Raw genomic sequence first — 25,912 nt, 5'->3', positions numbered from 1 at the left:
CCGCTCCGCAGCGCTCGGCGAGCAGCTCCAGCTCGGTGCGGACCCCGTCCGCGGAGGTGAGGTCCGTCGGCGGCCGGGCCCGCGCCGTAGCCGTAGCGTGACCTGGGCGACGACGGTCCGCGGCGCGGCCACCACGCAGCGCTCGCGCAGCGCGACCTCGACGGCGTCGTAGACGTCGTCGGCGCCGCCCAGGCCGGTGATGTCGACCTCGACGAGCTCCCAGCGGGCGACGTCGAGGACGAGCGGGGTGACCGTCGCCGCTGCGGCCGGGGGCCGCGTCGACGAGCAGGGCGCCCTTCGCACCGCGCTCCTGCGGGTGGCGGCCCTGCAGGTTCCCGGAGAACCAGGCCGGGTGCGGGCCCTCGCAGACCGCGCGCTGCTCGGCACGTGGCCGAGGGCGAAGTACTCGTACCCGCAGCCGGACAGGTCCTCGGGGCGGCAGGGGGCGTAGGTGTCGTGCCGGTCGTCGCCCTGCACCGAGGTGTGCAGCATGCCGACGTTGACCAGGCCGGGGATCCGGTCGGGGTAGGCGGGCACGAGGTTCTCCAGGACCGCGCGGCGGGCGAAGCCCTGGCCGTGCACGGCCAGGCCGAGGTCGTCGTCGACGACGGTCTCGGGGGCGTCCACCGAGAGCCGGCGGGTGGTCGGCGGGAGCCGCAGCGACCGGGGTGATCTCGGACTCGGCGTCGTGGTTGCCGCTGATGAGGAACACCGGGATGCCCTCGTCGTGCAGCCGCGACAGCTGCCGGACGAAGAACGCGCCGGTCGCGTAGTCCTTCCAGTCGCCGTCGTAGACGTCGCCGGCCAGCACCAGCGCCTCGGCCCGGGAGTCGACGACCGCGTCGACGAGGTTCTCGCAGGCCCGCCGGGTCCGCGCGCAGCGTCGCGGCGAGCTCGGAGTCCCCGAGCCGCGACAGGCCGCGCAGCGGACTGTCGAGGTGCAGGTCGGCGGCGTGCACGAAGCGCACGGAGGAACTCCCGGAACGGTCGGGTACGGGGGAACCGCCGAGTCTAGGACGGGGCCCGCGCCGATCCCCCGCCGCGACACCGCCCGCCGGGTCACCGATGACGGCGCCGCAGGTCAGGTGGGGCGCACCACACAGCGGCGCCGGTCACGTTCCGGTGTCCGGATGATGGCCGGTGGGTGGATCCTGGCCGTCCGATCCCGAGAGAGAGCCGCGAGGTCGAGCCCGATGATCCAGCTCTGCGAACGCTGCTTCGCCCCGTCGACGCCGAGACCGAGCGCGTCTACCGGTTGTCCCACATCGAGTCGGCCGATGCGGCGGGGGCGAGGTGACCTGGCGCGAGGCCGTCGTGCACGTCGAGGCGTGCGTCCCCGCGGGCACCGTGGTCCCCGGCGGTCGGTGGGCTGCGTGATCCGGGACGCGCTCTGCGAGCGCTGCCTCAACCCGATCGACCCGACGACCGAGCCGCTGCGGATGCGCACCCACGGCGGGACGACGCCCGCCGGCGGGCCCGTGCGCAGCTTCGTGCACGCCCTGCCCTGCGCGCGCCCGGACACCGGGGACTGGGACCACGGGCGTCGCGGCCTGCCCCGGCCGCGGTGCAGCACGCCGCGGCCCGCGCCGACCACCGCTGCCCGGCCCTGAGAGCGTGTTTGGAAATGGTGGGTGTGTCGGGATGGTCGACACGGCTGGGGTGCTCCATCGTGGTCGGCATGCAGGAACGACCGCGCCGGTACCCCTCGGACACCAGTGATGCCCAGTGGGTGGTGATCGAGCCGTTGTTACCGCCGCTCGCGCGGCGGGGGCGGCCTGTTGCTCATGCTCGTCGGGACGTGCTGGACGCGATCTTGTATGTCGTGCGGACCGGGTGTGCCTGCGGCGTTGCCGGTGGACTCCCGCCCTGGCAGACCGTCTACTGGTACTTCAACCAGTGGGAACAGCAGAAGGTCACCGAGAAGATCCTCCCGGTCGTGCGGGGGCAGTTACGTATCGCCGAGGGCCGTGATCGGAGCCGAGTGCGGGGATCATCGATTCCCAGTCGGTCAAGGGCGCCGACACCGTCGGCCAGGACTCCCGCGGCTACGACGCCGGGAAGAAGACAGGCGGACGGAAACGGTTCATCGTGACCGACACCCTCGGTCTGCTGCTGACCACGATGGTGTGCTCGGCCTCGGTACAGGACCGCGACGGCGCCAAGCCGATCCTGCTCAACCTCTACCTGCGCACCAGGGTGCGGTTCGTCTACGCCGGACGCCGGCTTCGCCGGGCGACTGCTCGACTGGGCCGCCACGATCCTGCAGACAACGATCGAGATCATCCGCAAGCCACCCGAGCAGCGCGGATTCACCGTCCTCCCCGAAGGTGGGTGGTCGAACGGACCCTGGCCTGGCTCACCGCACACCGACGCCTGCCCGAGACTACGAACGCCACCCCACCACATCCGAAGCCATGATCCGCTGGGCGCGATCAACACCATCACCCCCGCCGCATCGCCCGTGGATACCCCGCCACCCGCCAGCAGAAACACACGACACCCTCAACCCACTAGAATTTCCAAACACGCTCTCAGCCGTCCGGGCTGGTCCGGTCCTCCTGCTGGTACACGTCCGGGACGCCGTCCCGGTCGTCGTCGCGGGTCTCGATGTCCCGGATCCGCCGGTAGTGGGCGTTGCGGACACGCAGCACCACGGTCGCGAGCAGCGCCGCGAGCAGCGACCCGCCGAGCACACCGATCTTCGCGTGGTCGTCCTGCGGGGTCCCGGTGCCGAAGGCCAGCTCCCCCACGAGCAGCGACACGGTGAACCCGATCCCGGCCGAGCTGCGCGAGGCCGAGCAGGTCCCACCAGGACAGGTCGTCGGACAGCTCGGCCCGGGTGCACCGCTGCACCAGCCAGGTCGCGCCGAGCACGCCCACGGTCTTGCCGACCACCAGCCCGCGACGACCCCGAGGGTGACGGTGTCGGCCAGGGCGGCACCGATGCCCCCGCCGTCGCCGCTGCCGTTGCCGTTGCCGTTGCCGTTGCCGCCGACGACGGTGACCCCGGCGGCGAAGAAGGCGAACACCGGCACCGCGAACCCGGCCGACAGCGGGCGCCACCGGTGCTCGAAGTGCTCCGACAGCGACACCCCGTGCACCCGGCGCCGACCGAGGACCGGCACCGCGAAGCCGAGCAGCACCCCGGCGACGGTGGCGTGCACCCCCGATGCGTGGACGAGCACCCAGGTCAGGGCGGCGAGCGGTAGCAGCACCCACCAGGACCGGACCCCGCGCTGCACGCGAGGGTGAACAGCGCGAGCGGGACGAGCGCCCGAGCAGCGCGGCCACCGACAGCCGGTCGGTGTAGAACACGGCGATCACGGTGATGGCCAGCAGGTCGTCGACGACGGCGAGGGTCAGCAGGAAGGTCCGCAACGCGGTCGGCAGGTGGTCCCGATCACGGCGAGCACCGCGAGGGCGAAGGCGATGTCGGTGGCGGTCGGGATGGCCCAGCCGACCAGGGCGTCGGGGTTCGCGAGGTTGATCGCGACGTAGATCAGGCGGGGCACCGCCATGCCGCCGACGGCCGCGGCGACCGGGAGCAGCGCCGTGCGCGGGTCGCGCAGGTCCCCGGCCAGGAACTCGCGCTTGAGCTCCAGCCCGACGACGAAGAAGAAGACCGCCAGCAGCCCGTCGGCGGCCCAGGTCGCGAGCGACAGGTCCAGGTGCAGCGCGGCGGGCCGACGGTGAACCCGGCGAGCGCGGTGTAGGTGTCGCGCCAGGGCGAGTTGGCGAACAGCAGCGCCGCCGCGGCCGCGCTCACGAGCAGGACACCGCCGACGGTCTCGGTGCGCAGCACGTCGGCGACCGGCGGGCGCGCGGCCAGGACCCGTGGGGGAACAGGCGTCGGCGGGTGGGGTGGTGGGCACGGGACCGGTGTTCACGGGGCTCCGGGGAGGTCGGGCGGGCAGCGGGCAGCGCTCGCCGACCAGACTTCCCGGCACACCGGTACGGATCCTAACGGCCCCGGCGTCGGCGTCAGCCCGTTCGAGGCGCGCACCACCGGCGGCCCGACGCCCCGGCGCGGCCCCCCGTGCCGCCCGGGCGTCAGGATCGCGTCCGGATCACCGCCCGTGCCGCAGCGCGCCACCATGGCGCGTGAGCGACATCGCCGGAGCAATCCTGGTCCTCGGCTACGTGCTGCTGGCCGTGCTGGCGGCCCGGCCGGCTGCGTTCGCCGAACCGTCAGCCGAGCGCCGCGGCGGCCGCGGCGAGCCCGCGGATCCGCTCGAAGTCCCCGCCGCGAGGCGTCGGCCGGGGTCAGCCAGGACCCCCCGACGCAGGAGACGGTGGGCAACGCGAGGTAGCCGGCGCGGAGTCGACGGTGATCCCGCCGGTCGGGCAGAACCGCAGGTCCGGCAGCGGCCCGGCGACGGCCTTCAGGAACGGGCGCCCGCCCGCCGCCTCGGCGGGAAGAACTTGCACGCGGTGTGTCCGCGCTCGGCGACGGCCATCATCTCCGAGATCGTCGCGGTCCCGGGAGGAAGTCCAGCCCGGAGTCCTCCATCGCGTCGAGCAGCCGCGGCGTCGCGCCGGGGCTGACCAGGAAGCGGGCGCCCGCCTCGACCGAGGCGCGCACGTCGTCGGGGGTGCGGACGGTTCCGGTGCCGACGACGGCGTCGGGCACCTCGGCCGCGATCCGGCGGACGCCCTCGAGCGCGGCCGGGGTCCGCAGGGTCACCTCGATGACCGGCAGCCCGCCGTCGACCAGGGCGCGGGCGAGCGGGACGGCCGTCGCCGCGTCGTGCAGCACGACGACGGGGACGACGGGGGCCAGCTCCAGCAGCTTCTCGCTCACGGGCGGGGTCCTCTCGGTAGGGCAGGGCGGCTCAGTAGGGCAGGGCGACGGTCGCGCCGGCGTCGGCGGGTCCGACGGCCGCCGGAACGCGCCGAACAGATCCCGCCCGGTTCCGGTCGTCGGACCGGAGGGGCGGGTGGGTCGGGCGGGCTCGCGGGCGTCGAACTCGTCGGCGTCGACCAGCAGGGACAGCGTGCCGTTCAGGGTGTCCAGACGTACCAGGTCGCCGTCGCGGACGCTGCGCAGCGGTCCGCCCTGTGCGGCCTCCGGGGTGACGTGCAGTGCGGCCGGGACCTTGCCCGAGGCGCCGGACATGCGGCCGTCGGTGACGATCGCGACCTGGTGCCCGCGGTCCTGCAGCAAGCCCCAGCGCGGGGGTCAGCTTGTGCAGCTCGGGCATGCCGTTGGCACGCGGGCCCTGGTAGCGGACGACGGCGACCAGGTCGCGCCCGTCGAGCTCACCGCGGCGAACGCCGCCAGCAGGTCGTCCTGGTCGTCGAAGACCACGGCCGGTGCCTCGACGACGCGGTGGTCGGGCTCGACGGCGGAGGTCTTGACCACCGACCGGCCGAGGTTGCCGTGCAGCACGCGCAGCCCGCCGTCCGGGGAGAACGGGTCGGCGACCGAGCGGAGCACCGACTTGTCCAGGCTCTCCGTGGGTCCCTCGCGCCAGACGAGAACGCCGGTGTCGCTGCGTGCCGCTGCCGCTTCCGGTGTCGAGGAACGGCTCGCGGGTGTACCGGCGCAGGCCGGGGCCGTCGACGGTGCGGACGTCGTCGTGGGCGAGGCCGTGGTCGAGCAGCTCGCGGACCAGCAGCGCCGTGCCGCCCGCGGCGTGGAAGTGGTTCACGTCCGCGGAGCCGTTGGGGTAGATCCGGGCCAGCAGCGGCACCACCGGCGGACAGGTCCGAGAAGTCGTCCCAGGTGATCTGCACGCCCGCGGCGGCGGCCATCGCGACCAGGTGCATCGTGTGGTTGGTGGAGCCGCCGGTGGCCAGCAGCGCGACGATCCCGTTGACCACGGCCTTCTCGTCGACGACGGCGCCCATCGCCCGGTCCGGGTCCCCCGCGGCGTCGAGTGCGCGGCGGGCGACCTCGTCGGTCAGGGCGTCGCGCAGCGCGGTGCCGGGGTTGACGAACGACGACCCCGGCAGGTGCAGGCCCATGACCTCCATCAGCAGCTGGTTGGAGTTCGCGGTGCCGAAGAAGGTGCAGGTCCGGGGCCGTGGTAGCTGGCCGACTCGGCCCGGAGCAGCTCGGCGCGGTCGGCCTCGCCCGCGGCGAACGCCTGCCGGACGCGGCCCTTGTCCTTGTTCGGCAGGCCGGAGGTCATCGGGCCGGCCGGGCGAGCAGCACCGGCAGGTGACCGAAGGACAGCGCCCCCATCACCAGCCCGGGGACGATCTTGTCGCAGACCCCGAGCAGGACGGCGGCGTCGAACATGTCGTGGCTCAGCGCGATCGCGGTGGACATCGCGATGACGTCGCGGGAGAACAGCGACAGCTCCATGCCGGCGCGGCCCTGGGTGATCCCGTCGCACATGGCGGGGACCCCGCCGGCGACCTGGGCGACCCGCCCGCGGCGCGGGCCGCGGCCTTGATCCGCGCGGGGTAGGTCTCGAACGGCTGATGCGCCGAGAGCATGTCGTTGTAGGCGGTGACGATGCCGATGTTGCGGGCGGGCGACGCGGTGAGCGTCAGCTTGTCCGGCCGCACGCGGCGACGGCGTGGGCGAGGTTGGCGCATCCGAGGTCGGCGCGGCCGGGACCGGCTGCGGGCCCCCGCGGCGGCGGCCGCACGGATGCGCTCGAGGTAGGCGGATCGGGTGGTGGCCGAGCGGGCGGTCGACCCGCCGGGTGACGGCGTCGACGACGGGGTGCAGCGGGACGGAAGCGGTCACGGTACGTCGATCTCCAGAGGGTGGGGGCCTGGCGAACCGTTCGATAAGCACTCTATCGACTGACTTATGTACTCACAAGACGTTAGTGCGACGGCATCAGCGTTTCACCAGGTGGAAGCCCTGTGGTTCACTGGACGAATGCGAGGACGCACCCCGACCAGCGCGCCCGCCACGGCGGGCGAGATCTTCCGGCTGGTCCGGGACGGCGTGGCCGGGACCCGGACCGAGATCGGTCGCGAGACCGGCCTGTCCCGGACCGCGGTCGCCGCACGCGTCGACCGGCTGCTCGCCGACGGCCTGGTCACCGAGGTGGTCGGCGCCGCCGCGACCGGCGGGCGCCCCGCCGCGCGCCTGGAGTTCAACGCCGCCGGCGGCACCGTGCTGGCGCTGTCGGTCGGGGTCAGCCGGTCCAAGGCTGCCGTGTGCGACCTGTCCGGCACCGTGCTCGCCGAGGAGGTCGTGGACATCCCCGCCTCCGCCGGTCCGGAGCACCTGCTCTCCGAGGCGGTCATCCGGCTGGAGAAGCTGCTGCTCACCGCCGGTGTGGACGACGCGACGATCCGCGGCATCGGGTTGTCGATCCCGGGCACCGTGGACGGCGAGCGGGGCTGGTCGGTGGGTGTCCCCGCGCTGCCCGGCTGGGAGCGGATCGCGCTGCCGCCGCTGCTCACCGCGCGCTTCCCGGCCCCGGTGCTGGTCGACAACGACGTGAACGTCATGGCCCTGGCCGAGCACGACGCGCATCCCGACGTCGACGACCTGTTGATGGTCAAGATCGGGTCCGGGTCGGCGCCGGGCTCGTCTGCGGCGGCGTGCTGCAGCGTGGCGCCTGGGGCGCGGCGGGCGAGATCGGGCACACCCCGGTCCACGACGGGCCGGGCATCGGCTGCGGCTGCGGGAACATCGACTGCCTGGAGGTGCTGGCCTCGGGCCGCGCCCTGGTGCGCGACCTCGCCGAGTGCGGGCAGCCGGTCACCGCGATCGCCGACGTCGTCGCGCTGGTCAAGCAGGGCGACCCGGACGCGGTGCGGCTGGTGCGCATCGCCGGGCGCCGGCTCGGCGAGGTCCTCGCCGCCGCGGTGAACCTGGTCAACCCCGCGCTGGTCGCGATCGGCGGGGACCTGGTCGGGGCATTCGACCCGCTCGTCGCGGGCGTGCGGGAGGCGATCTACCGGCGCTCGATGGCCGCGGCCACCCAGAACCTGCGCATCGAGCCGGGCCTGCTCAGCGGGCGCTCCGGCGTGATGGGCTGCGCGATCCTGGTGCTCGACGAGGTGCTCTCCCCCGGCTCCGTCGACGCCGCCCTGTCGGCCTGAGCCGCTCAGCGGTGCGGCACGCGCAGCAGGTCGAACCGCATCGCGCGGGCCAGCGTGAACCCCATCGCCTCGTAGAGCCGGATCGCGCCGTGGTTGTCGCGGCCGTGTGCAGCACGGGGCGCTCGCCGCGGGCGACGATCCCGGCTGCGACGGCGTCGACCAGGCGGCGGGCCAGACCGCGGCCGCGGTACTGCGGGTCGGTGCAGACCGCGCTGATCTCGGTCGCCCCGGCGGCACCCTCGCCGCCGAGGCGCATCCGCTCCCCCGCCATCGCGACCAGCCGGCCGTCGTGGCGGACGCCGAGGTAGCGGCCCAGCTCGGCGGTGCGCGCCAGCCACGGCCCCGGCCGGGTGCGCGCGGTGAGATCCGCCATCTCCGGCCGGTCCGCCGGGCCCAGCTCGACGACGTCGTCGGCGGCCGCGCCCGGCACCGCGGAGCCGTCCATCTGCACCCCGGGGATCGCACGGAGCAGCTCCCAGCCCGCCGGGACCCGGGGTGGCCCGTCGGCGGAGCGCACGACGACCACCTCCTCGCCCGGCCCGCACAGCGCCGCGAGGTCGGCCCAGTCACCGGCGCTGCCGTGGCCGTCCCGGTCGAGCGGGAGCGCCCCGAACGGCGACACCTCCGGGTCGAAGCGCACCGCGCCACCGCGGGTCGCGCCGAAGGCGCCGAGCCGCCCGCGCAGGGTGGCGGTCACCGGGTCGTTCAGGACGGACTCGAGGCGATCGGACACGTCGGGCACGGAGGTCATCGTGCCCCGGCTCCCCGGCCCCGCGGCGCGGGGGTCGGCTACCGTGCCCGCGCCCCGGACCAGCCACCGAGTCCGCCACAGAGTCCGCGACCGTGCCCACCACCGAGCCCGCCAGCGATCACGCACCAGTACGACCGGAGCTGCCATGTCCATCGTCTCCGACGCCTTCACCACCCGTCACGGGGCGGCCCCGACCGGGCTCATCGACTGTTGACAAAGTATCCGGTACTAGCTCATACTGCTTTAGATGCGTATAGCGCGAGCTGCCGAGTACATGGGCATGTCGGTGGTGGGTGTTCGGAAGGCTGCCCGAGAGGGTCTGGTTCGCCCCGGGGCGGGTCAACCTGATCGGCGAGCACACCGACTACAACGACGGGTTCGTGCTGCCCTTCGCGCTGCCGCACCGGGCCGTCGGCGCCGCCGCGCCCGCGACCGGTGGCCGCAGCCGCGTCCGGTCGGTGCAGGAGCCCGGCGGGGCGGTGGAGTTCTCCGCGGCGTCGGTGGTGCCGGGCCAGGTCCCGGGGTGGGCCGCCTACGTGGCCGGGACCTGCTGGGCGTTCCGCGAGGCCGGGTACCCGGTGGGCGAGGTCGAGCTGGAGCTGGACTCCGACGTGCCGGTCGGGGCGGGGCTGTCGTCGTCGGCCGCGGTGGAGTGCGCGGTCGGCGTCGCGCTCGCCGGGCTGGCCGGGATCGACGTCGACCCCACGACGCTGGCCCGGATCGCGCGGCGCGCGGAGAACGAGTTCGTCGGCGCCCCCACCGGCGGGATGGACCAGATGGCCTCGATGCACGGCCGCGCCGGTCGGCTGGTGTTCCTCGACACCCGCGACGACACCGTCGAGCTCGTCCCCTTCGACCTGCCGGCGCACGGCCTGGAGCTGCTGGTCGTCGACACCCGTGCGCCGCACGCACACGCCTCGGGCGAGTATGGGGCTCGGCGCGCCGACTGCGAGGCCGCGGCCGCCGCGGCCCTGCGCGACGCGGGCCCGGACGACCTGCCCCGCATCGCCGACGAGCGGATCCGCCGCCGGGCCCGGCACATCGTGACCGAGAACGACCGGGTCGTCGAGACCGTGCGCCTGCTCACCGGCGGCGCGGACCCGCGGGCGATCGGGCCGCTGCTCGACGCCTCGCACGCCTCGATGCGCGACGACTTCGAGATCACCGTCCCGCACGTCGACGTGGCGGTCGAGGCGGCCCGCGCCGGCGGCGCGACCGGCGCCCGGATGACCGGCGGCGGTTTCGGCGGCTGCGTGATCGCGCTGGTCGAGGCCGACGCCGCGGCCGCGGTCGCGGCGTCGGTGCGCGAGGCCTACGCACAGCGCGGCTGGACCGAGCCGGTCGTGTTCACCGGAACGCCGTCGGACGGGGCGGGCCGGCTGGCCTGACCGCATACCCCTTACGCCTTTCGCGGGCGGAACGGAATCGGTACAGTACGGAAGTGCCCGTCATGCGGGCCCTGGCACCGCTCGACCCGCACCCGTTCGCTTACCGAGGAGACGGCTCGTGCCGCACCCCCTTCCCGTCATGGCCCCCGCCGACGTCGTCGTGTTCGGCGGCACCGGCGATCTCGCGATGCGCAAGCTGCTGCCCGCGCTCTACCTCCGCGACCGCGACGGCCAGCTCGCCGACGACACCCGCATCGTCGCCGTGTCCCGCTCCGGAGTCGACGACCCCGGCTACCGCGACAAGGTCGACTCCGAGCTGCGGCGCACCGCGCCGCGCTGGGCCGGCCCCGACGCCTGCGCCGACGACGCGCAGCACCGCCGCTTCCTGGACCGGCTGCACCACGTGACCCTCGACGTCGCCGACGACGACTGGTCGCTGCTGTCGGACCTGATCGGGGCGCCCTCGCCGGGCCGCACCCGGGTGCTCTACCTCGCCTCCGCCCCGCAGCTGTTCGGCCGGATCTGCGTCGGCAGCGCGGCCGCCGGCATCGTCGACGAGCACACCCGCGTCGTGCTGGAGAAGCCGCTGGGCACCGACCTGGCGTCGGCGCAGGCGATCAACGACGAGGTCGGCTCGGTGTTCTCCGAGGAGCAGATCTACCGGATCGACCACTACCTCGGTAAGGAGACGGTGCAGAACCTGCTGGTCCTGCGCTTCGGCAACTCCCTGTTCGAGCCGCTGTGGAACGCCTCGCAGATCGACCACGTGCAGATCACCGTCGCCGAGTCGATCGGTGTCGGGAACCGCGCGGACTACTACGACGGTTCCGGCGCGCTGCGCGACATGGTGCAGAACCACCTGCTGCAGCTGCTGTGCCTGGTCGCGATGGAGCCGCCCGCCAAGATCGACGGCGAGGGCGTGCGCGACGAGAAGCTGAAGGTCCTGCAGTCGCTGCGGCCGCTCGACGGTCCGGACGTGGTGCGCGACACCGTGCGCGGGCAGTACGTCGAGGGGCTCGTCGACGGCACCGCGGTGCCCGGCTACGCCACCGAGCTGGCCGAGTCCCGCGCCGGGACCCCGCGGGAGCGGGAGCGCTCCTCCACCGAGACCTTCGTCGCGCTGCGCGCCGAGGTCGCCAACTGGCGCTGGGCCGGGGTGCCGTTCTACCTGCGCACCGGCAAGCGGCTCGCGACCCACGCGTCGGAGATCGTCGTGCAGTTCAAGCCGGTCCCGCACTCGATCTTCCCCGCGTTCGGCGAGGAGATCCCGGCCAACCGGCTCGTCCTGCGGCTGCAGCCCGACGAGGGCGTGCGGCTGCACATGACGGCCAAGCAGCCCGGCCCCGGCGGGATCCGCCCGATCCCGGCGCGGCTGGACCTGAGCTTCGCCCGCACCTTCGGCGACCGGCTGCCCGACGCCTACGAGCGGCTGCTCATGGACGTGCTGCGCGGCAACCCGACCCTGTTCATGCGCCGCGACGAGATCGAGGCCGCGTGGCGGTGGGCCGAGCCGATCCTGCGGACCTGGGAGGCGACCGACCAGCGGCCGCGCCCCTACAGCGCGGGCAGCCACGGCCCGGCCTCGGCCACCGCGCTGATCGAGCGCGACGGCCGGGCCTGGCACGAGGACTACTGAGCCGGGCTCAGCCGCCGATCCGCTGCACGGCGAACGTCGTGGCGGCGGTCCGGTCGCTCGCGTAGCGGTAGTGCCCCGAGCCGGTCGCCCCGCGCTGGCAGAAGTTGTCGGTGGCGTTGCAGTAGGAGCGGATCGAGGACGCGTAGGCCGACAGCGTGCCGCGCGAGCGGGCGAACACGCCGTTGCGGGCCGCGGAGTAGCTGCCGGTGTTGTAGCTCTCGCGGCCGTTGAACGTCGGGTCGCCGAAGAGCAGCACGGCCGGGATGCGGTCGGCGCCGGGTACGCCGCCCGCGGCCAGGGTGTCCCCGATGACCTGGGCGCCCTGCGAGTAGCCGATCAGGACGAACCGGGTGGACGGACACTGCGCGGAGGTCGCCGCCAGCCTGCTGCGCAGCGCGGACACCCCCTGGCGCACGCTGCTCGCGTAGTTGCCGAGCGAGGCCGGGTAGACCAGGTCGTGGGTCCGGACGGTCTGCGCGGACCGTGACTGGATCGACGACGCCTGCGGGCCCGCGATGCTGCCGCCGCCCTGGGCCTCGGTGCTGCCGCGTACGGCGATCGTCTCGATCTGCGGGCACCCGGTCGGCGGGGCGGGTGCCGCGCCCGCCGTGGGGGCGGCGACGACGCCTGCCAATGCGATGCCGACCGCGGCCGCGATCCCGGTGACGACGCTCCTGATCTGCACGGCTGGTTCCTCCCACCGACCGACGCCGATCCTCCGATCGGGTGCGTCCAGTGGGCCACGTGCGCGTTCGATCGATGATCGTCGCGCGCCCGGATGCCACCGTCGGGCGGCGAACGGACGACGAGCGGTCGCCGCGTCGTCAGCTCCGGCAGCGGTCCGCGCTGTAGAGGTGCGAGTCCGGGAAGTGCCGGGCCGCGAGCGCCTCGCCGACGATGATCACGGCGGTGCGCTGGATGCCTGCCTCGTCGACGGCCTTGGGCATCTGCTCCAGGGTCCCCCGCAGCACGAGCTCGTGTGCGCGCGACGCGTGCGCCACCACCGCGGCCGGGCAGTCGCCGCCGTAGGACGGGGCGAGCGCGTCGACGACCTCGGCGATGCGGTGCACGGCCAGGTGCAGCACGACGGTGCCGCCGGCGTTGCCCAGCTTGTCGAGACCCTCGTTCTCCGGCATCGGGGTCGCGCGCGCCGCGATCCGGGTCAGGGTGACCGTCTGGGCGACCGTGGGGACGGTGAGCTCGCGGCCCAGCGCCGCGGCCGCCGCCGCGTAGGCCGGGACGCCGGGGCACACGTCGTAGGGCACGCCGGCCGCCTCCAGCCGGCGCATCTGCTCGGCCATCGCGGAGAACACCGACGGGTCACCGGAGGCGAGCCGGGCGACGTCGAGCCCGTGCCGGTGCGCGCGCACCATCTCGTCCAGGATCTCGTCGAGCGTCATCAGCGCCGTGTCGACGGTGCGGGCCCCGGGCGGGCAGATCTCCAGCATCTCCAGCGGCACCAGGCTGCCCGCGTAGAGGCAGACCGGGGAGGCCGCGATCAGGTCGCGGGCCCGCAGGGTCAGCAGGTCGACGGCACCGGGTCCGGCCCCGATGAAGTGCACCGTCACGGTTCGGTCCTCACGAGGGGTTCCTCCAGCTCCACAGGGTCACGGGCATGGCGGGGCGCCATCCGTGGAAGCCGCCGACGGGGACGGCGCGGGCGACCTGCACCCGCACGAGGTCCCCGCCGTGTGCGGCGTGGGCGGCGGCCAGGGCCGCCTCGGTCTGCACCGTGACCGCGTTGGCGACCAGGCGGCCGCCCGGTCCCAGCGCGGCCAGGCAGGCGTCGAGGACGCCCTCGCGGGTCAGCCCGCCGCCGACGAACACGACGTCGGGGCGTTCCAGCCCGGCCAGCACGTCCGGCGCGGGGCCGGTCACCACCCGCAGGCCGGGGACGCCGAGGGCCGCGGCGTTGGCGGCGACCCGGTCGGCGCGCTCGGGGCGGCTCTCGACGGCGATCGCGCGGCACCGCGGGTGCGCCCGCATCCACTCGATGCCGATCGAGCCGGACCCGGCGCCGACGTCCCACAGCAGCTCCCCCGCGCGCGGCGCGAGGTGGGCGAGGGTGACGGCGCGGACCTCGCGCTTGGTGAGCTGTCCGTCGTGGTCGTAGGCGTCGTCGGGGAGACCGGGCGTCTCCCCCGGCGGGACCAGCCCGGCGTCGGGCACGCACTCGACCGCGACGACGTTCAACGCGTCCGCCTCGCCCCGCCAGGCCGCGGCGGTGGCGGACACCCGGCGCTCGTCGGGCGCGCCGAGCCGCTCCAGGACCGTCATCCGCGACCCACCCCACCCGGCGCCGGTGAGCAGCCCGGCGATCTCGGTGGGCGACCCGGCTCCGGCCGAGAGCACGACCAGCCGGGCGTCCGGGGCCAGTGCCCGGCGCAGCGCGTCGAGTGGGCGGCCGACGACGCTGAGCACCGCGACGTGCTCCGAGCCCCAGCCCAGGCGGGCGCACGCGAGCGCCACCGACGACGGGTGGGTCAGCACCCGCAGCCGGTCCGGCCCGGCGACGCGGGCGAGCGTGGCGCCGATCCCGAAGAACATCGGGTCGCCGGAGGCGAGCACCGCGACGCGGCGGCCGGACAGCTCGTCGAGGATCCCGGGCAGCGCCGGGACCAGCGGCGACGGCCACGCCCGCCGCTCCCCGGCGACGTCGGCGGGCAGCAGGTCGAGCTGGCGGGGCCCGCCGAGCAGCACCTCGGCGTCGCGCAGGGCGTCGCGGTGGGTCTCCGGCAGCCCGGCCCACCCGTCGGCGCCGACCCCGACGACGGTGAGCGGGTCACCCACCGGTCTTGTCCGTGACCCCGGCGGCGTCGAAGGTGGCGACGTCGGCCATCGCCCGCGCCGCGCCCTGCAGCACCGGCAGCGCGAGCAGCGCGCCGGTGCCCTCGCCGAGGCGCATGTCGAGCTCCAGCAGCGGCGCCAGGCCGAGGTGGTCCAGGGCGAGCGCACCGCCTGGCTCGGCGGACCGGTGCCCACCCAGGCAGTAGCCGGCGACCTCCGGGGCGAACGCGGCGGCGACGAGCGCGGCGGAGCCGGCGATGATGCCGTCGAGCACCACGGGGGTGCGCAGCGCGGCGGCGCCCAGGACGAACCCGGCCAGCCCCGCGTGCTCCAGCCCGCCGACGGCGGCCAGCACCCCGAGCGGGTCGGCCGGATCGGGCCGGTGCCGCTCCAGGGCACGACGCACGACGTCGGTCTTGCGGGCCAGGGTCTCGTCCTCGACGCCGGTGCCGCGCCCGGTCGCGACGGCCGGGTCGGCCCCGGTGAACGCACACACCAGCGCGGCCGCGGCGGTGGTGTTGGCGATGCCCATGTCCCCGGTGAGCAGGCAGCGGTTCCCGGCGGCGACCAGGTCTCGGGCGACCTCGATGCCGTGCTCCAGTGCCGCGCGGGCCTGCTCGCGGGTCATCGCGGGCCCGGCGGTCATGTCCGCGGTGCCGGACGCGACCTTGCGCGGGAGCAGCCCCGGGACGGTATCCAGATCGGCGGCCACCCCGACGTCGACGACGAGCACCTCCGCCCCGAGCTGACGGGCGAACGCGTTCACCACGGCACCGCCCGCGGTGAAGTTCGCGACCATCTGCGCGGTGACCTCCTGCGGCCACGGGGTGACGCCCTGGGCGTGCACGCCGTGGTCGCCGGCGAAGATCGCGACCGCAGCCGGGGACGGCACCGGCGGCACCTCGGCGCCGGCGATCCCGGCCAGCGCGACGGCGACGTCCTCCACCCGGCCGAGCGCGCCACGCGGCTTGGTCATGCGGTCGAGCCGGTCGCGAGCCGCGGCCCGGGCGGCCTCGTCGACCGGTGCGACGGCCTCCACGGTGGACTCCAGCAGCGCGGTGGGTGCGGCGCCGGGCAGCCCGCGGGCACCCCAGGTGTCCTGGTGCACCGCCCAGTCCAGCGGGCGGCGCCGGGCCCAGCCGTGCCGCTCCAGCTCGGGCCGGTCGGGGAAGGCGTCCACGTGGCCGACGCACAGGTAGGCGACGACCTCGACGTGTGCGGGCAGCCCGAGCAGCGCGCCGAGCTCGGTGAGCCCCTCGTCACCGAAGAACGACACCCAGCCGACGCCGAGGCCCTCGGCCCGGGCGGCCAGCCACAGGTTCTGCACCGCGAGTGCGGCGGAGTAGGGGCCCATCTCGGGCCGTTCGTGCCGGCCGAGGGTGTGGCGGCCGCCGCGGGTGGCGTCGGCGGTCACGACGACGTTCAGCGGGGTCTCCCGGATCGCCTCCACCCGGATCGCGCGCAGCGCCTCGGCGCGGGCGGCGGGCAGCGACGCGGCGTAGCGGTCGCGCTGGGCGGAGACCAGGGCGTGCACGCGCTCGCGGACGGCCGCGTCGCGGACCAGCACGAAGTCCCAGGGCTGGGAGAACCCGACGCTCGGAGCGGCGTGCGCGGCCGCCAGGACGCGGGTGAGGACGTCGTCGTCGACCGGGTCGGGCCGGAAGCCGGTACGGACGTCACGGCGGGAGTGCAGGACGTCGTAGAAGTCCGTCACGTCGGCATTCCTCCTGCGGTACACGGCACGGCGACGGATGAGACGACCACACGTCCGTCGAGGTGGTCAACTGTCCCGTCGGGTCGGTCGGGCACCTCACATGCGGGGTGGGGCATGCTCGACGACCGTGCTCTGCCCCTGCGGTACCGGCCGCCCCGAGGACACCTGCTGCGCCCCCGTGCTCGCCGGGCGCCCCGCCGCCACGGCGGAGGCCCTGATGCGCAGCCGTTACACCGCCTTCGTGCGAGGCGACCGCGCGTACCTGCTGGCGTCGTGGCACCCGTCGACGCGACCGCGGCGGCTGCGGCTGGAGCCGGGGTCGGTATGGACGGGACTGGAGATCGTCGCGCGTTCGGGCGGGACGATGTTCGAGACCGAGGGGACCGTCGAGTTCCGGGCCCACCGGACGGACGGGGTGCTGGCCGAGCGCAGCCGGTTCGTCCGGGAGGACGGGCGGTGGTTCTACGTCGACGGTGACGTCGGGTAGGTAACGCCCCGTGCCCCTCTGGCGACTCCGCGTGGACGGAGGGGTGGGGACGGTTGGCACGGCACGACAAGCGGGGCCCGGACGGCCGGTTCGTCAAGGCCGGAACCGGGGTGGGCGCGCTCCTGCTGGCGCTGTGGCTCGCCGTGTCCGGTGGAGGCCTCGGCAGCGGTGCGGCCGGCGGCGCGGCCGGAGCGGGGGCCGCGGCGTCGAGCGGGGCATCAGGATCCGCGGCAGCGAGCTCTCGCAGCGTCCGCGCGAAGGATCGGAACCAGTACGGCGCGGCTCGCCGGCTGGCCGGTGCAGGCCGTGAGGTCCGTCGTCTCGACGGCGACGTCCGCACCGACTGTGCCTCGGTCTCCTACGGCCGGGTGCGTGAGTTCTTCGCCGGTTCCCCGTGCGTCGCGGTCGGGCGGGCGTCGTTCGAGGTGCGCGAGCGCGGGGCCCGAGTGGTGGTTGCCGTCGCCGTCGTAGAGATGCCCGACATCACCGGCGCGGTCGAATTGAAGCGGCTCGTCGACACCTACGGCACCGGCAACGTCCGGGAGCTGCGGACACCTGAGGGGATTCGCTGGACGGGTCGCCATTATGCGTCGGGGCGTGACGAGGCGACGGTCGTGAACGCGCAGGCCGAGCCGGTCGGTGCCTCCGCGGTGGCCGCGCGGCTTGCCGAGGCAGTGGCCCGCGACGCCGCTCGGAACTGACGGCCCGGCACCCCGGGGAACGGGCGCCCGCACAGCGCGTTCGGGTGCGCGACGAGTGGCCTCCTGCCTGCGACGAAAGGCGTTCGATCGAACATATGGTCGAGTACCATGGTGAGGTGACCGCGACCCAGGAACCACCCGCCCACGCCACCGGCGTGGGCTCCGGCAGGTTCCGCTCCGGTGACCTCGCCCTCATCCAGCTCCTGATCGACCAGGCCATCGGCGACGACACCACCCTGCTCTCCGAGGCCGACCTGATCGACCAGGTCCAGCAGATCGAGTCCGTCCAGGCCTCCCTCGCCGCGCTGCAGGCGAGTCGGATCCGGGCGTTCGCCCAGACGCACATCCAGAACCGGCTCACCGATGACGGGACCGACGGGAGCGACCGCGCCCGGACCGACCCCGAGCGGCTCCACCGCAGCGTCGTCGCCCAGATCCAGCTCGCCTGCCGGGTCTCCACCACCGAGGCCCGCACCCGCGTGGCGAACGCCCGCGACCTGCACTCCGGGCTCGACCACGTCCGCGGCCTCCACACCGCCGGCGAGCTCAGCGCCGCCAAGGTCACCGCCATCGCCGTCGAATGCCGCGACCTCGACCCACACCAGCGCAGGCAGGTCGACACCCGCCTCGCCACACACGACCTCACCCGCCACGGCATCGGCCGACTCCGCGCCCTCACCCGCCGACTCGTCGCCGAAATCGCCCCCGAACACTTCCGAGCCCGCGTCCACGCCGCCGCAGCCGAACGCCGGGTCACCCTGCGCCCGGCACCGGACGCGATGAGCTACCTCACCGCCTACATCCCCGTCGCACAAGGCGCCGCCTGCCTCGCCGCACTACAGAAAGCCTTCGTCCAAGCCCAGATCGACCCGGCACCCCTGACTCGCAGCCGCGGGCAGATCTTGGCCGACACCCTGGTCGAACGCGTCACCGGACAGACCACCGCCACCGCGGTCAACCTGGAAGTGCAGGTCACCGTCCCGGTCCAGGCGCTGCTCGACCCCACCTCCCCGCTCCCCGCGGAGATCCCCGGGCTCGGACCCGTCCCGGTCGAGCTGCTCGCCACCAGCGAGGGAACCTCATCCCTACGGCGGCTGCTCACCGACCAGGGCCTGGTCATCGGCGGCGACTCGCGCCAACGCACCTTCACCGGACTCCTCGCCACCCTCGTCAAAGCCCGCGCGAACAACCGGTGCACCGAGCCCTACTGCGACGCACCCCTCCGCCACATCGACCACATCCACCGCCACACCGACGGCGGACACACCGAACTCGACAACGGACGCGGACTGTGCGAGTTCCACAACCACATCCGCGAACAACTCGGCTGGCACGTGGCCCGCGGTCCGGACGGGGTCACGACCACGACACCCACCGGACACACCTACCTCGCACCCGACCCACCGTGAGCGGCCGGGCGTCGTCGCGGCTAGCGTGCCGGGACGTGGACCACTCCCCGTTCGGCGACGACCCCACCGGCGGACCGCTGGACGGCGTGCTGGTGGCCGACTTCTCCCGCGTGCTCGCCGGGCCCTACGCCACGATGATGCTGGCCGACCTCGGCGCGACGGTGATCAAGGTCGAGGGCCCGGGCGGCGACGACACACGCACCTGGAAGCCCCCGGTGGTCAGCGACCCCGAGCAGGGCGAGATCTCCACCTACTACCTGTCGATCAACCGGAACAAGCGGTCGGTCGTGCTCGACCTGACCGACCCGGGCGACCTCGCGGCGGCACGGGAGCTGGCGCGGCGGGCCGACGTCGTCGTCGAGAACTTCCGGCCGGGTGGTGCGGCGCGGTTCGGGCTGGACCACGACAGCGTCGCCCGCGACAACCCCGGGGTCGTGTACTGCTCGATCACCGGGTTCGGGGCCCGCGGCGGCGCCCACCTGGCCGGCTACGACCTGCTGGTCCAGGCGGTGTCCGGGCTGATGAGCCTGACCGGCGACGACGACGGCCCCCCGTTCCGCGCGGGGGTCGCGGTCTTCGACGTCCTGACCGGGCTGCACGCGGCACTCGCGGTCAGCGCGGCGCTGCGGCACCGCGACCGGACCGGGCAGGGCCAGCTGCTGGAGACCAACCTGCTGTCGGTCGCGATGTCCACCCTGGTCAACCAGAGCGAGGCCTACGTCGCCGCCGGCGCGGTCGGCCGCCGGATGGGCAACGCCCACCCCAGCGTGTTCCCGTACCAGCCGATGCCCACCGCGGACGGCGACCTCATCGTCATCGCCGGCAACGACGGCCAGTTCCGCAAGCTCGCGACCGTCCTCGGCGACCCGGCCATGGCGCAGGACCCGCGCTTCGCGACCATGTCCGACGGATCGGCCACCGCGAGGAGATCGAGCAGCGGCTGCGCGCCCGCCTCGCCACCCGCACCGCCCAGGAGTGGTACGACGCGATCACCGCCGCCGGTGTGCCCTGCGGCCCGATCAACACCGTCGACGGCGGGTGTCGCCCTCGCCGAGGAGCTCGGACTCGACCCGGTCGTCCGGGCCGACGACGCCGCCGCCATCCCGACCGTCCGCAACCCGGTCGGCTGGTCGGCCACCCGCCGTCCTACCGCCGCTCTCCCCCGCCGCTCGGGGCCGACTCCGCCGAGGTCCGGGCCTGGCTCGACCGCGACGGATGACCCCGCTATCGGATAGGTCAGTATCCACAGCCCGCCGCACGAGGGAGTGGACCGATGGCGCCCTACACCCGCACGACCAACCAGCCGACCGAGGACCAGGTCGTCGTGTTCCTGATCGGGATGCGCTTCAACAAGCCCTGGAAGGTCCGGGCGTGGCTCCCGGTCGTGACCGCGATGGCCGGGATGCTGCGCGAGCTGGAACGCGAGCCCGCCCACGGGCTGCTCGGGACCCGCTCGGGGATCGGCCCCGGCGGTCCGCTGCTCGTCCAGTACTGGCGCGACCGCGAGTCCCTCTACGCTACGCGAGCGACACCACGGCGACGCACCGGCCGGCCTGGGCCGCGTTCAACCGGCGGGCCCGCCGCTACCCCGGGGCCGTCGGCATCTGGCACGAGACCTTCGTCGCCGGGGAGTTCGAGACCGTCTACGGGGACATGCCGGCATCGGGGCTGGCGAAGGCGCTGGGGGTCCGGGAGGTCGACGCCGCGACCGACGACGGACGCCGCAGGCTGGACGCCTCCCGGCACGCCACCTGACCCTCCTGTTGCGGCCCGCAACACCCCGCCGGAGGATCAGCGGATGAGTTCGGGGGCAGGGACGGCGAAGCGGCCGTCGCAGTGGGCGATCTGGTTCTTCGGGGCACTCGGCGGGATCCTGTGGGGGTACGACACGGGCGTCATCTCCGGGGCGATCCTGTTCATCCCCGACGACATCCCGCTGTCCTCACTGGAGCAGGGCACCGTGGTGTCCGGGCTGCTCGTCGGCGCGATGCTCGGGGCGGGTGTCTCCGGCAAGCTCGCCGACACCCTCGGCCGACGGCCGCTGATCCTGCTCGGCGGCATCGTGTTCGTCGTCGGCACGCTCGGCGCGGCCCTCGGGGTGAACGTCGCGATGCTCGTCGGGTTCCGGTTCGTGATGGGCGTCGGCGTCGGGATCGTGTCGGTGGTCGTGCCGATGTACCTGTCCGAGCTGGCCCCGGCCCGGATCCGCGGGCGGCTCACCTCGCTCATGCAGCTGCTGGTGACGGTCGGGATCTTCCTCGCCTACGTCGTCGACTACGCCTTCGCCGACGCCCGGGACTGGCGCTGGATGATCGGGCTCGGCGTGATCCCCGCGGTCGTGCTCGCGATCGGCATCTACACCCAGCCGGAGAGCCCCCGCTGGCTGGTCGCACACGGACCCGGCGGTGACGAGGACGGTGTCACCACGGCCCGGGCCGTCCTGGAGCGGCTGCGCGGCACCCCGGAGGCGGCCGAGGCCGAGCTGTCGGAGATCCGGGAGAGCGTGCGCGTCGAGCGCGAGCACACCGAGAAGGTCGCGATCGGCACGCTGTTCTCCCCGCGGCTGCGGCGGCTGACCCTGATCGGGATGCTCCTGGTGTTCTTCCAGAACTTCGTCGGCATCAACACGATCATCTACTACGCGCCGACCCTGCTCACCGACGTCGGCTACGGGGCGACCGACGCGATCGGCGCCAACGTCGCCATCGGTGCGGTGAACATGCTGATGACGCTGCCCGGGATGTGGCTGATCGACCGCGCCGGGCGACGCCCGCTGCTGCGGTGGGGCGCGGTCGGCATGTGCCTGGCGATGATCGTCCTGGCGGTCACGAACCTGATCGGCCTGGAGCAGGGACCGCTGCTGCTCGGCCTGACGCTGGCCGGGATCGTCGTCTACATCGCCTCGTTCTCGATCTCCTGGGGCCGGTGCAGTGGGTGCTGCTGCCGGAGCTGTTCCCGCTGCGGGTACGCGCCGGCGCGGTCGCGTTCTGCGTGACGTTCAACTGGCTGTTCAACATGACCGTCGCGCTGCTGTTCCCGTCGCTGCTCGAGGCGTTCGGGGCGGGCTGGAACTTCCTGTTCTTCGCGGTGACGACGGCCGCCGCCTACCTGTACGCGACGAGGCTCCTGCCGGAGACCAAGGGCCGCAGCCTCGAGGAGATCGAGAAGGACCTGGCGGGCCCGGTCACCGCATGACCGGCGGGACGTGCGCGGTGACCTGCGGGGCGTCGTGGCGGTACCGCTCGACGGCGACCGCGCACAGCTGACCGCTGCAGCCCTGCGCGAAGCTCGACGTCCCGCGGTCGCGGGTCACGGCGTTCGGGTTGCCGTGCACGCAGAGGCCGTCGTCGCCGAACTCGGGACGGTCCGGGTCGGGGCGCGGGTCCCACCACGCCCCGGTCGGCAGCTGCAGCACGCCGGGCCGGATGTCGTCGGTGACCCGCGCCGCGGCCAGACAGGCACCGCGGTCGTTGTGGATGCGGACGACGTCGCCGTCGCCGATCCCGAGCCGGGCGGCGTCGTCGGGGTGGATGCGCACGACCTCGCGCCCGGAGCGTTTCGCCCCGGCCGAGTGGGCGCCGAAGTCGAGCTGGGAGTGCAGCCGGGTCGCCGGCTGGTTGGAGACCAGCCAGAACGGGTGCCGGTCGTCGGGGACCTCGGTCGGCTCGATCCACGCGGGGTGGCCGGGGTGGTCGGGCAGCCCGAGCGCGGCGATCGGGCCGGACCCGAGCTGGACGCGGCCGGACGCCGTCGGCAACGGGTGCCGGGCGGGGTCGGCGCGGAAGCGGCCGAGCACCCCGCCGTCGTCGGGACGCTGGGGCAGCTCCAGCTCGCCGCGCTCCCAGAACTCCTCGAACGACGGCGCGTCGAGTCCCCGGTCGGCCAGGCCCTTGCGGGTGCGGTCGTACATGTCGACCAGCCACTCGTGCGACGTCCGGCCCTCGGTGAAGGCCTCGCCGTGCCCGAGCCGCGCGGCCAGGTCGGCGAGCACGTCGTAGTCGTCGCGGGCCTCGCCGTGCCGGGGCACGAGCTGCTTCATCGCGACGACGAGCGGGTCGGAGCTGGTGGCGCCGATGTCGTCGCGTTCCAGGGTCGTCGTCGACGGCAGCACGACGTCGGCGTGCCGCGCCGTCGCCGTCCACATCGGGTCGTGCACGACGAACGTGTCGAGCTCGGCGACCGCACGCCGCAGCCGGCGCAGGTCCTGGTGGTGGTGGAACGGGTTGCCCCCGGCCCACCAGGCCATCCGCACGTGCGGGTAGGTGTGGTCGACGCCCTGGTAGGAGTAGGTCTCCCCGGGGCGCAGCAGCATGTCCGCGACCCGCGCGACCGGGATGAACGAGGTCACCGGGTTGGGCGCCCGGGAGAACGTGGGCACCGGCACCGCGTTGCGCGGGCGCCCGTAGTGCCCGAGCGACCCGAGGCCGTAGTTGAAGCCGCCCCCGGACAGGCCGATCTGGCCGAGCACCGCGGCGAGCGCCGTCCCGCCCCACACCGGCTGCTCGCCGTGCTCGGCGCGCTGCAGCGACTGCGCGACGGTGACCAGGGTGCGGCCGTGCGCCATCCGCCAGGCCAGCTCCCGGATCGTCGCGGCCGGGATGCCGGTGATGTCCTCGGCCCACCCGGCGTCGCGCGCCGGGGCGGCGAACAGGTACTCGCGCAGCCGGTCCCAGCCGTCGCAGTGCGAGGCGAGGAAGTCGGTGTCGGCCCGCCCCGCCTCGACGATCGTGTGCATGAGCGCCAGCATCAGGGCGACGTCGGTGCCCGGCCGGATCGGCAGCCAGGTGGCGTCGAGGGCCTCCGGCAGATCCGGGCGCAGCGGGCTGACCAGCACGAACACCGCGCCCCGTTCACGCGCGGCACGCATCGCCCCGCGCTCGACGTGCCGGCTGACCCCGCCCGCGGCGATCGCGGAGTTCTTCAGCGCCATCCCGCCGAACGCGACGACGGTGTCGGTGTGCGCCGCGACCTGGTCCCAGGTCACCGCGTAGCGGGTCACCGCGTCGAAGGTGCCCAGCACGTGCGGCAGGACCACCTCGGCGGCACCGCCGGAGTAGGTGTTGACCGAGCGGGTGTAGCCCCCGGTCAGCGCCAGGAACCGGTGCAGCTGGCTCTGCGCGTGGTGGAACCGCCCGGCCGACGCCCAGCCGTAGGAGCCGCCGTAGACGGCCTCGTCGCCGTGGGTGGAACGGACCCGGTGGGTCTCCTCGGCGAGCCGGTCGAGCACGGCGTCCCAGGACACCGTGCGATAGCCGTCGCGCCCGCGGCCGGGGTCACGGCCGGGGCCCCGGTCCCACCAGCCGCGGCGCACCGCCGGTGCGGCGACCCGGGCGGCGTGCCCGACGGCCGCGGGGACGTTGTCCAGCACCGGCGACGGGTCCGGGTCGCCGGGGTGCGGGCGGACCCGCAGCCTGCTGCCGTCCCAGCGGGCGTGGAACACGCCCCAGTGCGCGCTGTGGGTCCTCACGTTCTCGGTCACCACGGCCCACCGTAACCCGCACGAACCCGCATGCGGAGGCCTGCATACGGGAACGCCTGCCGCATGACGACGACCGCGGAACTGCTGACCGACCACGTCGGCCGGATCGACGAGCTCGTGCGCGAGGTGGTCGACGGCCTGTCCGAGGCCGACCTCGCCCGCCGCCCGGAGGGTGCGGACGGCCCCGGCAACCCGATCGGCTGGCTGGCGTGGCACCTGCTGCGGGTGCAGGACGACCACGTCGCCGAGGCCTTCGACGCCGAGCAGGTCTGGACCGGCGAGGGCTGGGCCGAGCGGTTCGGCCTCGACCTCGACCCCGCCGACACCGGGTTCGGGCACACCTCGGCGCAGGTCGACGCCGTGCGGACGACCGCCGACCTGCTGACCGGCTACGGCGCGGCGGTGCACGAACGCACCGTCGGGCACCTCGCGGGCCTCGCCGACGAGGACCTGTCGCGCGTCCTGCCGCCCACCTGGGGGGAGAACGTGACCCTCGGCGAACGCCTGGTCAGTGTGGTCGGCGACGACCTCCAGCACGCCGGTCAGGCGGCCTATCTGCGCGGGCTGCTGGGAGTGTGACCCCGCCCGCCACCTAGGCTGGCTCCGATGGCCACCGCACCTGCACGCGTCCCCGACCTGACCGCTCTCGCCCTGCTCCGTGACATCGCCTGCTCCGGGAGCATGGCCACCGCGGCCGAGGGGCTCGGGCTGACGGTGCAGGCCGCGTCGGCGCGGATCCGGGCCGCCGAACAGCAGGCCGGCGGGCCGGTGCTCGAACGCGGCCGGCGGGGGCGCCGGTCGAGCAGCCTCACCACCCGCGGTGTCCTGCTCGTGGAGTGGGCGGGCCCGCTGCTGGCCGCCGCGGCCGACCTGGACGTCGCGGTCGCGGCCCTGCGCGACGAGCCGGCCGGGGAGGACGCGGTCGTCCTGGCGGCGAACCCGGTGGTCGCGGAGTGTCTGCTGCAGGGCTGGCTGGTCGAGCTGCGCGACGGTCCGGGCGGGCGGGTCGTGCTGCGCGACACCGCGGACCCCGCCGCGGCGGTCCGGTCCGGTGACGCGGCCGTCGGTGTGGTGTCCACGCCCGGCCCCCTGGAGGACCTGCACGCGGCGACGGTGGCGTCGGACCCGCTGGTGCTCGTCGTCGCCCCCGGGCACCCGTGGTCCGCGGTCGACGGTGTCGACGCCGCGGAGCTGGCGGGTACCCCGCTGCTCACCCGGCCGCCCGGTGCCGGGGCCCGGCCCGCGCTGGAGGCCGCGCTCGACGCCGCCGGTGCCGGTGAGCTCGCTGCGCCGCGTCGCGAGTACGCCGCGGACGCCGCCCTGCGTGCCGCCGTCCGCGCGGGTGCGGGCCCCGCGGTGCTGGGGCGTGCGGTGGTCGCCGCCGACGTCGCGGCCGGGTCCCTGGTCGTCGTCGACGTCCGCGGCCTCGACCTGACCCGGGAGTTCCGTGCCGTCTGGCGGGAGGGCACCTCCCCCCGCGGCACCGCCCGTGACCTGCTGCGCATCGCCACCGGCGGCCGCATCCGCTGACCCGGCCGCCGTCT

Annotated in this window: 18 protein-coding genes and 11 pseudogenes; 14 read left to right on the top strand and 15 right to left on the bottom strand. The window is 74.6% G+C overall.

Going from position 1 to position 25,912, the window contains the following annotated elements:
* A pseudogene (locus tag KPL57_RS08090) lies at nucleotides 1–627 on the bottom strand (hypothetical protein); the annotation flags it as partial.
* A 64-nt stretch (nucleotides 628–691) separates the two neighbouring features.
* Nucleotides 692–1,048: pseudogene (locus KPL57_RS71875) on the bottom strand (hypothetical protein); the annotation flags it as partial.
* 325 nt (nucleotides 1,049–1,373) lie between these two features.
* Here KPL57_RS71875 and KPL57_RS08080 point away from each other — a divergent pair.
* From KPL57_RS08080 to KPL57_RS08070, 3 genes are read left to right on the top strand one after another with little or no spacing between them, the layout of a single operon-like run.
* The gene (locus tag KPL57_RS08080; protein ID WP_226351083.1) at nucleotides 1,374–1,610 is read left to right on the top strand and encodes a hypothetical protein; all 237 of its coding nucleotides are present in this window, start codon (nucleotides 1,374–1,376) and stop codon (nucleotides 1,608–1,610) included.
* Nucleotides 1,611–1,624: 14 nt separating this feature from the next.
* Nucleotides 1,625–2,092 carry a transposase gene (locus KPL57_RS08075; RefSeq protein ID WP_226351082.1) on the top strand — a complete coding sequence of 156 codons (468 nt, stop codon included), beginning with the start codon at nucleotides 1,625–1,627 and terminating at the stop codon, nucleotides 2,090–2,092.
* On the top strand, nucleotides 1,990–2,418 hold the full coding sequence (locus KPL57_RS08070; protein ID WP_226351096.1) for a transposase: 429 nt from the start codon (nucleotides 1,990–1,992) through the stop codon (nucleotides 2,416–2,418). Before KPL57_RS08075 ends, KPL57_RS08070 begins: the two co-directional genes overlap by 103 nt.
* A gap of 113 nt (nucleotides 2,419–2,531) precedes the next feature.
* Here the strand turns inward: KPL57_RS08070 and nhaA are convergent.
* From nhaA to KPL57_RS66075, 7 genes and pseudogenes are all read right to left on the bottom strand, one after another.
* Nucleotides 2,532–3,846: pseudogene (nhaA, locus tag KPL57_RS08065) on the bottom strand (Na+/H+ antiporter NhaA).
* A gap of 342 nt (nucleotides 3,847–4,188) precedes the next feature.
* Nucleotides 4,189–4,789: pseudogene (eda, locus tag KPL57_RS08060) on the bottom strand (bifunctional 4-hydroxy-2-oxoglutarate aldolase/2-dehydro-3-deoxy-phosphogluconate aldolase).
* 204 nt (nucleotides 4,790–4,993) lie between these two features.
* A pseudogene (locus tag KPL57_RS66095) lies at nucleotides 4,994–5,437 on the bottom strand (dihydroxy-acid dehydratase); the annotation flags it as partial.
* A gap of 160 nt (nucleotides 5,438–5,597) precedes the next feature.
* Nucleotides 5,598–5,651, bottom strand: a pseudogene (locus tag KPL57_RS69480) (hypothetical protein); the annotation flags it as partial.
* 109 nt (nucleotides 5,652–5,760) lie between these two features.
* Nucleotides 5,761–5,976 (bottom strand): annotated as a pseudogene (locus KPL57_RS66085) (dihydroxy-acid dehydratase); the annotation flags it as partial.
* Nucleotides 5,976–6,134: a hypothetical protein gene (locus KPL57_RS66080; protein WP_264197852.1), complete on the bottom strand. Its 159-nt coding sequence runs from the start codon at nucleotides 6,132–6,134 to the stop codon at nucleotides 5,976–5,978. The pseudogene KPL57_RS66085 and the gene KPL57_RS66080, both read right to left, overlap by 1 nt.
* Nucleotides 6,131–6,343, bottom strand: a complete 213-nt coding sequence (locus tag KPL57_RS66075) for a dihydroxy-acid dehydratase (RefSeq protein ID WP_264197851.1) — start codon at nucleotides 6,341–6,343, stop codon at nucleotides 6,131–6,133. Before KPL57_RS66075 ends, KPL57_RS66080 begins: the two co-directional genes overlap by 4 nt.
* A 423-nt stretch (nucleotides 6,344–6,766) precedes the next feature.
* Between KPL57_RS66075 and KPL57_RS08050 the strand changes: the two are divergent.
* Nucleotides 6,767–8,016, top strand: a pseudogene (locus KPL57_RS08050) (ROK family protein).
* Here the strand turns inward: KPL57_RS08050 and KPL57_RS69475 are convergent.
* Nucleotides 7,925–8,758, bottom strand: coding sequence for a GNAT family N-acetyltransferase (locus KPL57_RS69475; protein WP_226351081.1), 834 nt, complete (start codon nucleotides 8,756–8,758; stop codon nucleotides 7,925–7,927). The pseudogene KPL57_RS08050 and the gene KPL57_RS69475 overlap by 92 nt on opposite strands.
* Nucleotides 8,759–9,060: 302 nt before the next feature.
* Here KPL57_RS69475 and galK point away from each other — a divergent pair, with 302 nt between their 5' ends.
* Together galK and zwf are read left to right on the top strand one after the other, a co-directional pair.
* A complete protein-coding gene (gene galK, locus KPL57_RS08040; RefSeq protein ID WP_226351080.1) occupies nucleotides 9,061–10,155 on the top strand; it encodes a galactokinase in 1,095 nt (364 codons plus the stop codon).
* Nucleotides 10,156–10,294: 139 nt separating this feature from the next.
* Complete coding sequence (gene zwf / locus KPL57_RS08035; RefSeq protein WP_226351079.1) at nucleotides 10,295–11,791, top strand: glucose-6-phosphate dehydrogenase; 1,497 nt, start codon at nucleotides 10,295–10,297, stop codon at nucleotides 11,789–11,791.
* Between the two features lie 7 nt (nucleotides 11,792–11,798).
* On the opposite strand, the gene KPL57_RS08030 is transcribed toward zwf, so the two are convergent.
* From KPL57_RS08030 to cobT, 4 genes are all read right to left on the bottom strand, one after another.
* Entirely contained in the window at nucleotides 11,799–12,476 is a 678-nt protein-coding gene (locus KPL57_RS08030) for a cutinase family protein (protein WP_226351078.1), read from the bottom strand.
* Nucleotides 12,477–12,615: 139 nt separating this feature from the next.
* Nucleotides 12,616–13,359, bottom strand: coding sequence for a precorrin-4 C(11)-methyltransferase (gene cobM, locus KPL57_RS08025; protein ID WP_226351077.1), 744 nt, complete (start codon nucleotides 13,357–13,359; stop codon nucleotides 12,616–12,618).
* Between the two features lie 10 nt (nucleotides 13,360–13,369).
* The gene (gene cbiE, locus KPL57_RS08020; protein WP_226351076.1) at nucleotides 13,370–14,581 is read right to left on the bottom strand and encodes a precorrin-6y C5,15-methyltransferase (decarboxylating) subunit CbiE; all 1,212 of its coding nucleotides are present in this window, start codon (nucleotides 14,579–14,581) and stop codon (nucleotides 13,370–13,372) included.
* Entirely contained in the window at nucleotides 14,574–16,292 is a 1,719-nt protein-coding gene (cobT, locus tag KPL57_RS69470; protein ID WP_308187955.1) for a nicotinate-nucleotide--dimethylbenzimidazole phosphoribosyltransferase, read from the bottom strand. Before cobT ends, cbiE begins: the two co-directional genes overlap by 8 nt.
* A 100-nt stretch (nucleotides 16,293–16,392) precedes the next feature.
* Between cobT and KPL57_RS08005 the strand changes: the two genes are divergently transcribed.
* The 6 genes and pseudogenes from KPL57_RS08005 to KPL57_RS07980 all read left to right on the top strand — a co-directional run bounded on the left by KPL57_RS08005 (nucleotide 16,393) and on the right by KPL57_RS07980 (nucleotide 22,084).
* A complete protein-coding gene (locus KPL57_RS08005) occupies nucleotides 16,393–16,779 on the top strand; it encodes a YchJ family metal-binding protein (protein ID WP_075306530.1) in 387 nt (128 codons plus the stop codon).
* Nucleotides 16,780–16,889: 110 nt separating this feature from the next.
* Complete coding sequence (locus tag KPL57_RS08000) at nucleotides 16,890–17,480, top strand: hypothetical protein (protein WP_226351074.1); 591 nt, start codon at nucleotides 16,890–16,892, stop codon at nucleotides 17,478–17,480.
* 116 nt (nucleotides 17,481–17,596) lie between these two features.
* A complete protein-coding gene (locus KPL57_RS07995; protein ID WP_226351073.1) occupies nucleotides 17,597–18,889 on the top strand; it encodes a DUF222 domain-containing protein in 1,293 nt (430 codons plus the stop codon).
* A gap of 134 nt (nucleotides 18,890–19,023) precedes the next feature.
* Nucleotides 19,024–20,108, top strand: a pseudogene (locus KPL57_RS07990) (CaiB/BaiF CoA transferase family protein).
* Nucleotides 20,109–20,162: 54 nt separating this feature from the next.
* Nucleotides 20,163–20,644 (top strand): annotated as a pseudogene (locus tag KPL57_RS07985) (DUF4188 domain-containing protein).
* A 43-nt stretch (nucleotides 20,645–20,687) separates the two neighbouring features.
* A pseudogene (locus KPL57_RS07980) lies at nucleotides 20,688–22,084 on the top strand (sugar porter family MFS transporter).
* On the opposite strand, the gene KPL57_RS69465 reads toward KPL57_RS07980, so the two are convergent.
* Nucleotides 22,074–24,368, bottom strand: coding sequence for a molybdopterin-dependent oxidoreductase (locus KPL57_RS69465; protein WP_226351072.1), 2,295 nt, complete (start codon nucleotides 24,366–24,368; stop codon nucleotides 22,074–22,076). The pseudogene KPL57_RS07980 and the gene KPL57_RS69465 overlap by 11 nt on opposite strands.
* A gap of 63 nt (nucleotides 24,369–24,431) precedes the next feature.
* Between KPL57_RS69465 and KPL57_RS07970 the strand changes: the two genes are divergently transcribed.
* Nucleotides 24,432–24,947: a DUF664 domain-containing protein gene (locus tag KPL57_RS07970; protein WP_226351071.1), complete on the top strand. Its 516-nt coding sequence runs from the start codon at nucleotides 24,432–24,434 to the stop codon at nucleotides 24,945–24,947.
* 27 nt (nucleotides 24,948–24,974) lie between these two features.
* Entirely contained in the window at nucleotides 24,975–25,898 is a 924-nt protein-coding gene (locus KPL57_RS07965; RefSeq protein WP_226351070.1) for a LysR family transcriptional regulator, read from the top strand.
* Nucleotides 25,899–25,912 lie beyond the last annotated feature (14 nt).

The sequence above is a fragment of the Pseudonocardia sp. ICBG601 genome (assembly GCF_020496245.1).
Note: the sequence above shows the minus strand (reverse complement) of the source record. Positions and strands in the feature narration are given on the sequence as shown.

Excerpts from the sequence above, each read along its gene's own strand:
- zwf (WP_226351079.1), top strand. The coding sequence starts at position 10,295 with ATGGCCCCCGCCGACGTCGTCGTGTTCGGCGGCACCGGCGATCTCGCG.
- KPL57_RS08075 (WP_226351082.1), top strand. The coding sequence starts at position 1,625 with ATGGTGGGTGTGTCGGGATGGTCGACACGGCTGGGGTGCTCCATCGTG.
- KPL57_RS07965 (WP_226351070.1), top strand. The coding sequence starts at position 24,975 with ATGGCCACCGCACCTGCACGCGTCCCCGACCTGACCGCTCTCGCCCTG.
- KPL57_RS08005 (WP_075306530.1), top strand. The coding sequence starts at position 16,393 with ATGCGGGGTGGGGCATGCTCGACGACCGTGCTCTGCCCCTGCGGTACC.
- KPL57_RS66075 (WP_264197851.1), bottom strand. The coding sequence starts at position 6,343 with ATGTGCGACGGGATCACCCAGGGCCGCGCCGGCATGGAGCTGTCGCTG.
- KPL57_RS66080 (WP_264197852.1), bottom strand. The coding sequence starts at position 6,134 with ATGACCTCCGGCCTGCCGAACAAGGACAAGGGCCGCGTCCGGCAGGCG.
- KPL57_RS07970 (WP_226351071.1), top strand. The coding sequence starts at position 24,432 with ATGACGACGACCGCGGAACTGCTGACCGACCACGTCGGCCGGATCGAC.